The following is a 9,879-nucleotide window of genomic DNA, read 5'->3' as shown; positions in this document are numbered from 1 at the left end:
GCCTAAGTTTCTTCGCTTTGTGTCGCCTCAAATCGTAGAAACTTAGGCCCCGAAAAAGCTGGGGGAACCGGGGAGGCCGCGCCGGGCCGAAGTCTCCCGGCGGGCCCGTCAGCCGGCCGGCGTCGCCGGCCGGCGCCCGCGGGCGGCCGACGCCGCCAGCCGGTCCACCGTCTTCGTGAGCACCGGCAGGTCGATGCCGTGCCGACCGCCCGCGCGCAGGATCGCGCCGCCGATCGCATCGAGCTCGCCCGGCCGCCCGGCCGACAGGTCGGCCTCCAGGGAGCCGACCGTCAGGGGCGGCATCGCGGCGAGCTGCCCGCGTAGGTCCGCGCCGGTCGACGGCACGCCCTCGGCCGTGGCGACGGCGGCGATCTCGTCCAGCAGGGCGGCGGTGAGCGCCGGGTCGCGGTCCAGGGCGTCGGCGATCCCGGTCTTCCACGTCGAGGTCAGCAGCGACAGGGCCGCCAGGAACCGCAGCTTCTTCCAGAGCACCTCGGCCTCGGTGCCGCCGGTCTGCAGCACCGCACCGGTGTCCCGCAGGGCGACGGTCAGGCCGAGGTCCGCGGCGGCGTCGGGCACCACGATGGTGAGCAGGTCGAACGAGTGCGTGACCGTCGCCGGGTCCGGGCCGCCCACGGGGGTGCGGCGCGTCTGGCCGGCGATCGTCGCGCCGAAGACGCGCGCACCGGGCGCCGCCGCGCGCAGCGGCCCCATGTGCTCGACGCCGTTGAGCAGGGCGAGCACCTCGGCCGGGTCGGCGTCGCGCAGCAGGTCGGCGGCCGCGGCCACGCCGTCCGCCTTGACCGCGACCAGCACCTGGGCGCCGCGCGGCACCGTGGTGGACGCCGCCAGGGGTGCGTGCCACGACCCGAACATGTCGGAGACGACGTCGAGGCCGTGCTCGGCGATGTGCGCGGCGGTGGCCTCCCGGGCGACGACGGTGACGTCGTGCCCCGCGCGCTGCAGGAGCGCGGCCATCAGCCCGCCGATCGCGCCGGGGCCGACCACCGCGACGGGCACGTCGCTCACGCGGCCATCCGTACCGGAGGGTGCCCCTTGGACTCGGGGAGCACGGCGGGGTCGGCCGACCTGCGGCGGCGGATCGTCACCAGCACACCGGCCGACGCCGACGCGAACGCCAGCACGCCGAACCCGGTGGACCAGGCGTCGAGCTCGACCGAGAGAGTGAAGGCGACGATCGCGCCGACCGGCGCCAGCAGGCCCACCAGCACGGACACCCGGGTCAGGCGCAGGGCCCGCGCGATCCGCGCGACCCCCCAGCCGACGACGGCCCAGGTGAGGACGGTCAGCGCGGCGCCGCCGACGGAGGCGAAGATCTCACCGGCATTGTGCGCGCCGGAGGGCGGCCCGAACCAGAAGAGCTCCGTGGTCGCCACAAGCACCAGGAACCCCACGATCGCGGCCGTTCCGGTCACGAGACAGCGTGTCAACACTCGGCCTCCGCACTGAGGGACTACGCCGGACTTTCCCGGCGTGCCCCTTTATACCAACTCGTTACCGCGCGGTGTCAGCGCGTCACCGTCAATTCACCCACAGATGGCCACCGGAATGCAAAAGGTGCTGGTCGTGACCGATCACAGCGCCTGCACGATCAGTTCCACCTGTTCCTTCGCGTCCCCGAACAGCATGGCGGTGTTCTCGCGGAAGAACAGCGGGTTCTGCACGCCCGCGTAGCCCGTGGCCATGGACCGCTTGAAGACGACCACCTCGCGGGCCTGCCACACCTCCAGCACGGGCATGCCCGCGATGGGCGAGGCCGGGTCGTCCTGCGCGGCCGGGTTCACGGTGTCGTTGGCCCCGATCACCAGCACGACGTCGGTGCCGGGGAAGTCGTCGTTGATCTCGTCCATGCCGAGCACCTGGTCGTACGGCACCTTCGCCTCGGCGAGCAGCACGTTCATGTGCCCGGGCAGCCGGCCGGCCACGGGGTGGATGCCGAACCGCACGGTGGTGCCGCGCGCGGTGAGCCGGGACACGAGGTCGGCCACCGGGTACTGGGCCTTCGCCACGGCCATGCCGTAGCCCGGCACCACGATCACCGACCGAGCGGCGGTCAGCCGGTCGGCGACCTCCAGCGCCGTCGTCTCCCGGTAGGTACCCGGCTCGGCCGGTCCGCCCGCGGCGGCCGCCGGGGCCTCTGCGCCGAACCCGCCCAGGATCACGCTGACGAACGAGCGGTTCATCGCCCTGCACATCAGGTAGCTGAGGATGGCACCCGAGGAGCCGACCAGCGCGCCGGTGATGATGAGCAGGTCGTTGCCCAGCATGAACCCGGCGGCCGCGGCCGCCCACCCCGAGTAGGAGTTCAGCATGGAGACGACGACGGGCATGTCGCCGCCGCCGATCGCCGCCACCAGGTGCCAGCCCAGCGCCAGCGCGACCACGGTCATCAGCAGCAGCGGCACCAGGCCGGCCGGGCCGGCCACCAGGAACCAGCAGAGCAGGCCCGCGCACGCGACGAGCGCGGCGAGGTTGAGCCAGTTGCGGCCCGGCAGCAGCAGCGGCGACGAGCGCAGCCGGGCCGACAGCTTGCCGAACGCGACCACCGAGCCGGTGAACGTGACGGCGCCGATGAGCACGCCCAGGAACACCTCGACCAGGTGGACGGTCTGGCCGGCGTCGGCCCCGCTCGTGGCGGGCTCGGAGAGGTAGGAGCCGAAGCCCACGAGCACGGCGGCCGCGCCGACGAACGAGTGCAGCAGCGCGATGAGCTCGGGCATCTGCGTCATCTCGACGGTGCGCGCGCGCCACGTGCCGACGGCCGCGCCCACCAGCAGCACGAGCAGGATCAGCCCGGCCGTGACGCCGACGGGCCGCTCGGACCGGTCGAGGGCCAGCGCGACCGTCGCCACCAGGGCGAGCCCCATGCCGGTCATGCCCAGCAGCACGCCGCGCCGCGCGGTCTCCTGCCGGGACAGCCCGGCCAGCGACAGCACGAACAGCACCGCCGCGACCAGGTACACCGCCTGGACGACCGACTCGACGCTCATCGCTCACCCCCGTCGGCGGGGCTGTGGTGGAACATGCCGAGCATGCGGTGGGTCACCAGGAACCCGCCGAAGATGTTGATGCTCGCCACCGCCGAGGCCAGCACGGCGAGCGTGGTCACCACCGGGTCCGCCGAGCCGATCTGCAGCATCCCGCCCACCAGGATGATCCCGGAGATGGCGTTGGTCTGGGACATCAGCGGGGTGTGCAGGGCGTGGCTGACGTGCGAGATCACGTAGAACCCGACGACGACGGCGAGGGCCAGCACGGTGAAGTGCGTCGCCTGGTCCGGCGGGGCCGCGGCGACGGCGAGTACGGCCAGGACGGCGCCGAGGGCGACAAGGACGACGCGCGCGCCCGCTGGTCGAGCCCCACCCGTCGTCGGTCGAGCTTGTCGAGACCCCCCACCACCCGCTGGTCGAGCTTGTCGAGACCCCGGCGAGGTCTCGACAGGCTCGACCACCGAAGGCCCGCCCACCGACTGCGCGGCCGGCGCCGAGACCGCCACCGGGGGCGGCGGCCACAGCACCTCGCCGCCGGCCGCCACGGTCATGCCGCGCACGACGACGTCGTCCGGGTCGAGCGCCAGGACGCCGTCGCGCCCGGGCGTGCCGAGCTGGACCAGGTTGGCCACGGCCGTGCCGAGCAGCTCCGAGGTGTGCCGCGGCATGCGGTCGGGCAGGTCGGTGTACCCGAGCACCACGACGCCGTTGTCGCTGACCACGCGCTCCCCCGGTACCGTCAGCTCGCAGTTGCCGCCGCCCGGGGCCGCGAGGTCGACGACCACGCTCCCGGGCCGCATGCCGGCGACCATCTCGGCGGTGATCGTGGTGGGCGCCGTCCCGCGCACGAGCGCCGTGGTGACGACGATGTCCGCGCCGGCGGTCTCGACGGCGTACGCACGCAGGGCGGCGGCCTCCTGGTCGGCGGTCAGCGCGGACGCATAGCCGTCGGCGCTGACCTGCTGCGCGGCGTCGTCGGCCCGGACCACCGTGGCGCCCATGGACTCGATCTGCTCCGCCACCTCGGGGCGTACGTCGAAGGCACGCACCTGCGCGCCGAGGCTGCCCGCCGCGCCGATGGCCGCGAGCCCGGCCACGCCCGCGCCGATCACGAAGACGTTCGCGGGCGGGGTGGTGCCCGCGGCGGTGACCTGGCCGGCGAACATGCCGCCGAACTCGGCGGCGGCCTCGACGACGGCCCGGTAGCCCGCGACGTTCGACAGCGCGCTGAGCACGTCGAGCGACTGCGCCCGGGAGATGCGCGGCACGGCGTCCAGGGCCAGGGCGGTGACGCCGCGGTCCGCGAGCGCGCGCACCAGGTCGGGCCGGGCGCCGGGCGCGACCTGGGAGACGAGCACGGCCCCGGGGCGCAGGGCCGCCGGGCCGGGCCCGGTCAGGTCGTCGGGCGCCCGCGTGAGCACGACGACGTCGGCAGCCCACGCCTCGGCGTCGGGCACGACGGCGGCTCCCGCGGCCACGTAGGCCGTGTCGGGGAAGCCCGCCCTCGCCCCGGCGCCGGCCGCGACGGCGACCTCGTAGCCGAGGCCGACCAGCCGGCCGGTGGTCGCGGGGGTGGCTGGCACGAGCGGCCCGCCGTCGTCCGGTACGCCGATGCGCATGTGACCCTCCTTGCTCACCCACGCAACCTACCGCCGCGACCTCGCCGCCGGGCACTACCACCTGCCCAGGGGCCCGGTGTTATGTCTCGGGCCCGGCCTTCTCGACGGGCACGGGGAAGGTGACCGGGATGCTCGCGGGCTGGCGGATCCACAGGGTGGGTTCCCACCGGACGTCGGCCGCGGGGATGCGCAGCAGCACGTCCAGCCGGCGCAGGATCGTCTCGACGGCGATCCGGGCGATCACGCGCGCCGTGCGCGGGGCCGGGCAGGCGTGCGGGCCGGTGCCGAACGACACGTGCGCCCGGCTGCCCACGTGGTCCCACGGGTCGCCGGTGTCCATGCGCGGGTCGGTGTTGGCAGCGTGGATCGCGAGGATCAGGGGGTCGCCGGCCGCGACGAGCTTGTCGTCGAGCACCACGTCCTGGCGGGCGAACCGGGGCAGGCTGTGGATGGTGGGCGTGGAGCGCCACAGCACCTCGTCCATGGCGCTGTCCAGGTCGATGCGGCCGCCGTGCAGCCGCCCGGAGAACCGGGCGTCGGTGAGGGTGAGCAGCAGGGTCTGGGCCACCCAGGCCGTCAGCGCCAGGTTGCCCGAGTAGGCGACGGTGAGCAGGGTGTGGGTGACCTCGACGTCGTCCCGCATGCCCGGGTGGGCCAGGAGCGAGCTCGCGAGGTCCCGGCGCGGGTGCTCCCGGCGGAGCGCGACGAGGTCGCCGAGCATGCGGTCCACCTCGTGCACGGAGGGCGCGGCGTCGGCGCCACCCCCGGCGACACGGCGGGTCAGGTCGAACAGGTGCTGCCCGTCCTCCGGGTCGAACCCGATCATGTCGGCGATGACGAGGAACGGGATCACCGACGCGTACTCGAGCATCAGGTCGGCGCGGCCCCGGTCCTCGAAGCGATCGATGAGCAGGTTGCAGAAGGAGCGCACCTTGGCCGCGGTGATGGGCTCGGAGAGCTGCTCGAACGCGTCGTCGAGGGGCTCGCGCAGGCGCTGCCGCAGCGCACCGTCGGCGTGGTTGGCCGAGAACCGCTGCTGCGAGGTGAAGGCGGGCCGCAGGCCCGACGTCCGCGGCAGGCCGCCGCGCGCGTGCCCGTTCCACAGCTGCGGGTTGGTGGCGAACACGTGCTCGTTGCGCATGATGTCGTAGACGCGCCGCTGCCCCATGACCAGCCAGGCGGGGACGCCGGGCTCCAGCTCGACCGGGGCGATCTCGCCCCACTGCTTCTCGAGCTCGTCGTAGAGCTCGCGCGGGTCGGGCAGGGCGGAGGCCCCCACCAGCGGCGTCAGGCGGGAGACCGCGTCGAGCCGCAAGGGTCGGGTGCCCCGCCAGGCCCGGTCCTGCGTGTTGTGGATGTCATCGAGCACTACGGCGGGCCCTCTCGGCGGACGGTGCGGGGTGCCACGGCCGGGTCTCCGGCACGGCCCACCGCACGTGGGGTACTTGTCGGATATCACCCGGTTCAGGTATTTTCATAGATTCACCGTCTCTGTGCAGTCGCCCTCGATCGCGCAGGGTGAACCCAACCGTGTTCCGTGACCTCCGCCACACCCGTGGCTAACATGTCTGCGAGGGCAGACAACTGTCGCACCCTCGCACCACCGTGTCGATACCCATCCGGTTACGATATTCGTCGCAAAAAAGACACCGTCGGCCTCCACCGACGAGCAAGGGGGGCACGTGACACTGGACTCCGAGCGGGAACGCCCGGACGACCTGGTACAGAGTGTTGCCCGCGCATTCCGCGTCCTCGAGGTCGTCACCCGGTTCCCCGGGCTGCCGGTCAAGGCGATCGCGCGGCGCAGCGGGCTCAACCTCTCCACTACGTATCACCTGGTACGCACGCTCGCCTACGAGGGGTACGTCACCCGGCTCAAGGACGGCACCTACGACGTCGGCGAGCAGGTCAGCCACCGGTTCTACGAGCAGCTCGGCTCGCTCGGCCGGGGCCCCAACACGCGCGAGGTGCTGCGTCACCTCGCGCAGAGCAGCGGCTACAGCGCCTACCTGGGACGTATCAGTGCGGGCCGCGTGGTCGTCGTCGACTACGCCGAGGCCCCCGGCTCCCCGTACATCGAGGACCTGGAGCGCGGGCTCGACGTCTCCGCGCACGCCACCGCGCTCGGCAAGGCCCTGCTGCTCGGCATGTCCCGCCGCGAGCGCCACGAGCTCGTGGTCGACGCCGGGATGCGCAAGTTCACGCCGCGCACCGCCGCCGACATGACCTCGCTCGACGCCCAGCTCGCCCGCCTGCGCCCCGACGCCGTCGTCGAGGAGCACGGCGAGTTCCGCAACGACATCGCCTGCGCCGCCCACCTCGTGCCCCGCCGCCCCGGCGACGACACGGCGTGGGCCGTGGGGCTCAGCATCCCCGGCGAGGTCGTGCCGCCGCACGCGCGCCGCGAGCTGAGCCTGGTCGCGGGAGACCTGACCGGGATCTGATCCTCGGCCGCCGGGTGCGGCGGCCGGCGTTCGGTGCCGCGCCTGGGTCGATGCTGCGTCCGGCTCAGCCCTGCAGCCGGCGCAGCCCGGCCAGGCGCTCCGGGTTGCGGAACACCATGACGCGCGCCAGCAGGCCGCCCTGGTCCCCCGTGCCGTACTCGGCGACCGTCGCCATGGCGGGCTCGCCGTCGAGCAGCGCGAGCATGCCGAGCGCCCCGTTGATCTCGACGGGCACCCACTCCATGCGGCCCACCGTCGCGTCGCCGGCGAAGGCGACCAGGGCGCGTGAGACCTTGTCGGCGCCCCGGATGACCCGCCGGGCCGCGCGGACGACGCCGCCGCCGTCGGTCACGAGCTCCACCTCGGGGGCGAGCGCCGCGAGCACGCCCGCGACGTCGCCGGTGAAGCAGGCGGCCAGGAACCGCTCCGTGGCCTCCGCGTGCTGCGGGCCGGCGGGCGTGTACCGCGGACGACGGGCCCGCACGTGCTCCCGCGCGCGGTGCGCGGTCTGCCGCACGGTGGCGGGCTCGCGGTCGAGGACGTCGGCGATCTCCTGGTACGACAGGTCGAACACCTCGCGCAGCACGAACACGGCGCGCTCCACGGGCGACAGCGTCTCCAGCACCACGAGCAGGGCCAGCGAGACCTCCTCGGCACGCTCGACGGGCAGGGCGGCGTCGGGCGTCGTGAGGATCGGGTCCGGCAGCCACGGGCCCACGTAGGTCTCGCGCGCCCGCCGGAGCGTGCGGAGCCTGTTCAGCGCGAGCCGGGTCGTGACACGCACCAGGTAGGCCCGTGGGTCCTCGACGTCGGAGCGGTCCTTGGCCGACCAGCGCAGCCACGCCTCCTGCACCACGTCCTCGGCGTCGGCGGCCGCGCCGAGCATCTCGTAGGCGACGGTGAACAGGAGGCGACGGTTCTCGGTGAACGGGAGCGCGAGATCGGCGTCGTGCACTACGCCTCGCCCACCTGGGCGAGCGGGCCTGCGATCGGCACCTCGCACCGGTCGCTGAACCCCTGCGCGGTCAGGCCCATCGCGGCGTTGATCCGGCTGCGCAGGTTCTCCACGGCCACGATCGCGACGAGCTCGGTGAACGCCTCGGCGCCCAGGGACCCGGTCAGGCGGGCGGCGAGGGCGTCGTCGACGGTCGGCGGGGTCGCCGTCGCGGCCTCGGCGAGGGCGAGCACGTCGCGCTCCAGGTCGGTGAAGCGCTCGCTCGACCGCCACGCGGGCACGTCGTGCAGCTTGGCGGGGTCCACGTGGTCATGCTCCGCCTCGAAGTAGCCGAAGTCCACGCACCACGAGCAGCCGATCGACACCGAGGTGGCCATGACCGCGAGCGACTTGAGGCCGGGGTCGAGCGCCTTCCAGCCGCCGACGCCGAGCTCGGTGAGCGCATAGGTGCGGGTCACCTTCCCGTGGTGCCCGACGGCGACGAGCGGGTCGAGCAGCGCGCCGTACCGCCACCGGGAGAACGCGGCCATGGCGCGGTTGGTCAGCGTCCTCGGCAGGTCAGCGCTGACCCGGCTGCTGACGGCGCGCGGCGGGGAGCTGGGGCTCGGGGTGCTGGAGTTCGGGGTGCTGGACATGATCGGGCTCCGTTCCACGACACGGGTGATCCCATCCAGACACCGCGGGCCCGCCGGACGTGACACCGGCGCACGGTGACCCGGGTCACACCGCCGTCGGCCGGGCGGACCGGCGCCCTCGCCGTCCGGCCGTCGTCGTCGACCATCCCCTTTGAGGCCTAAGTTTCTCCGCTTTGGGTCGCCGCAAAGGGGAGAAACTTAGGCTTCAAGGAGGACACCCGGCCGCGGCCCCGGTCAGACCGGGTCAGGCCGGGACGCAGAGGGTCAGCGAGCGGTGGTGGGCCTCGATCGTGACCGGCACGGGGCCCGTCGGCTCGCCGTCCGCGTACGTGACCAGGCCCGCGGGCGCCGTCAGGCGGACGGCGGAGGTGCGCAGCGTCGTGACCTCCGGCCGCTCGACGTGCCGGCCGGACTTGATCAGGGCGTCGAACGCGAGGAGCCGGAACCGGCCCATCGCCTGCACCAGCGTGACGTCGAGCAGCCCGTCGGCCGGGTCGGCGCCGGGGCAGATCGGCACGCCACCGCCGTAGGTGCGGGTCAGGCCGATCGCGAGCATGTACCCGTCCTGCTCCAGCACCGGCGCGTCCGCCGGCTCCAGCCGGTAGGCGAACCTCCGCAGCCGCAGCCACTCCAGGTAGATCGCGGCCAGGTAGCGGGCGGGTCCCTTGGGCCAGGTCATGCGGTTGGTGCGCTCGTTGGTGAGCGAGTCCAGGCCCGCGCACAGCACGGTGACGAAGTGCCGCACCGTGCCGTCGTCGGCGGTGACGGTGCCCGTGTCGACGCGGCGGCGGGCACCGTCGAGCGCGAGGTCGGCGGCGGCCGCGGCGTCGTCCAGGGGGATGCCGTGCTCGCGGGCCAGGTCGTTGCCCGTGCCGCCGGGGACCACGGCCAGCGGGATGCCCGACTCCAGCAGGGGACCCAGTACCGAGGAGACCGTGCCGTCCCCGCCGACCACGACGACGACGTCGGGCCGCTCGGCGACGGCCAGCCGGCCCAGCGCGACGGTCTCGCGCTCGTCGGCGCCCTGGTGGACCCGGACGTCGGCGCCCCGGGCGCGCAGCCGCTCGACCGCGACGCGCGCGCTGTCGACGCCCACGCCGTGCCCCGAGGCGGGGTTCACGAGCACCGCGATGTGCCCGGCCTGATCGGTCATGCGCGCAACCTACCGGAGGTGTCAGACCTACAGGTCACCCTGGTGACCTGTAGGTCTGACAC

Annotated in this window: 9 protein-coding genes; 1 reads left to right on the top strand and 8 read right to left on the bottom strand. The window is 73.8% G+C overall.

Going from position 1 to position 9,879, the window contains the following annotated elements:
• Positions 1-108 precede the first annotated feature (108 nt).
• The 5 genes from ACFU5G_RS26540 to ACFU5G_RS26520 all read right to left on the bottom strand — a co-directional run bounded on the left by ACFU5G_RS26540 (position 109) and on the right by ACFU5G_RS26520 (position 5,999).
• A complete protein-coding gene (locus ACFU5G_RS26540; RefSeq protein WP_377251504.1) occupies positions 109-1,029 on the bottom strand; it encodes a ketopantoate reductase family protein in 921 nt (306 codons plus the stop codon).
• Positions 1,026-1,436, bottom strand: a complete 411-nt coding sequence (locus tag ACFU5G_RS26535) for a hypothetical protein (RefSeq protein ID WP_377251502.1) — start codon at positions 1,434-1,436, stop codon at positions 1,026-1,028. Before ACFU5G_RS26535 ends, ACFU5G_RS26540 begins: the two co-directional genes overlap by 4 nt.
• 159 nt (positions 1,437-1,595) lie before the next feature.
• The gene (pntB, locus tag ACFU5G_RS26530; RefSeq protein WP_377251500.1) at positions 1,596-3,011 is read right to left on the bottom strand and encodes a Re/Si-specific NAD(P)(+) transhydrogenase subunit beta; all 1,416 of its coding nucleotides are present in this window, start codon (positions 3,009-3,011) and stop codon (positions 1,596-1,598) included.
• On the bottom strand, positions 3,008-4,630 hold the full coding sequence (locus tag ACFU5G_RS26525) for a Re/Si-specific NAD(P)(+) transhydrogenase subunit alpha (protein ID WP_377251498.1): 1,623 nt from the start codon (positions 4,628-4,630) through the stop codon (positions 3,008-3,010). Before ACFU5G_RS26525 ends, pntB begins: the two co-directional genes overlap by 4 nt.
• Positions 4,631-4,709: 79 nt before the next feature.
• Positions 4,710-5,999: a cytochrome P450 gene (locus ACFU5G_RS26520; protein ID WP_377251496.1), complete on the bottom strand. Its 1,290-nt coding sequence runs from the start codon at positions 5,997-5,999 to the stop codon at positions 4,710-4,712.
• A 313-nt stretch (positions 6,000-6,312) separates the two neighbouring features.
• On the opposite strand from ACFU5G_RS26520, the gene ACFU5G_RS26515 reads away from it, so the two are divergent.
• On the top strand, positions 6,313-7,074 hold the full coding sequence (locus ACFU5G_RS26515) for an IclR family transcriptional regulator (protein WP_020013856.1): 762 nt from the start codon (positions 6,313-6,315) through the stop codon (positions 7,072-7,074).
• Between the two features lie 64 nt (positions 7,075-7,138).
• Here ACFU5G_RS26515 and sigJ read toward each other — a convergent pair whose 3' ends face one another.
• The 3 genes from sigJ to ACFU5G_RS26500 form a co-directional block, all read right to left on the bottom strand.
• Positions 7,139-8,029, bottom strand: coding sequence for an RNA polymerase sigma factor SigJ (gene sigJ, locus ACFU5G_RS26510; protein WP_377251494.1), 891 nt, complete (start codon positions 8,027-8,029; stop codon positions 7,139-7,141).
• Entirely contained in the window at positions 8,029-8,664 is a 636-nt protein-coding gene (locus ACFU5G_RS26505) for a carboxymuconolactone decarboxylase family protein (RefSeq protein ID WP_377251492.1), read from the bottom strand. The genes sigJ and ACFU5G_RS26505 overlap by 1 nt, the downstream gene beginning before the upstream one ends.
• A 244-nt stretch (positions 8,665-8,908) precedes the next feature.
• On the bottom strand, positions 8,909-9,817 hold the full coding sequence (locus ACFU5G_RS26500; protein WP_377251490.1) for a diacylglycerol kinase family protein: 909 nt from the start codon (positions 9,815-9,817) through the stop codon (positions 8,909-8,911).
• Positions 9,818-9,879: the final 62 nt, after the last annotated feature.

It is taken from the genome of Promicromonospora sp. NPDC057488, from assembly GCF_042802395.1.
In the GTDB taxonomy this organism is placed as follows: Bacteria; Actinomycetota; Actinomycetes; order Actinomycetales; family Cellulomonadaceae; genus Promicromonospora.
The sequence above is the reverse complement of the archived record's forward strand: the minus strand, read 5'-3'. Positions and strand labels throughout refer to the sequence as shown.

Bases quoted from the DNA above. Each gene is read 5' to 3' on its own strand.
- pntB (WP_377251500.1), bottom strand. From the start codon at position 3,011: ATGAGCGTCGAGTCGGTCGTCCAGGCGGTGTACCTGGTCGCGGCGGTG.
- ACFU5G_RS26525 (WP_377251498.1), bottom strand. From the start codon at position 4,630: ATGCGCATCGGCGTACCGGACGACGGCGGGCCGCTCGTGCCAGCCACC.
- ACFU5G_RS26505 (WP_377251492.1), bottom strand. From the start codon at position 8,664: ATGTCCAGCACCCCGAACTCCAGCACCCCGAGCCCCAGCTCCCCGCCG.
- ACFU5G_RS26500 (WP_377251490.1), bottom strand. From the start codon at position 9,817: ATGACCGATCAGGCCGGGCACATCGCGGTGCTCGTGAACCCCGCCTCG.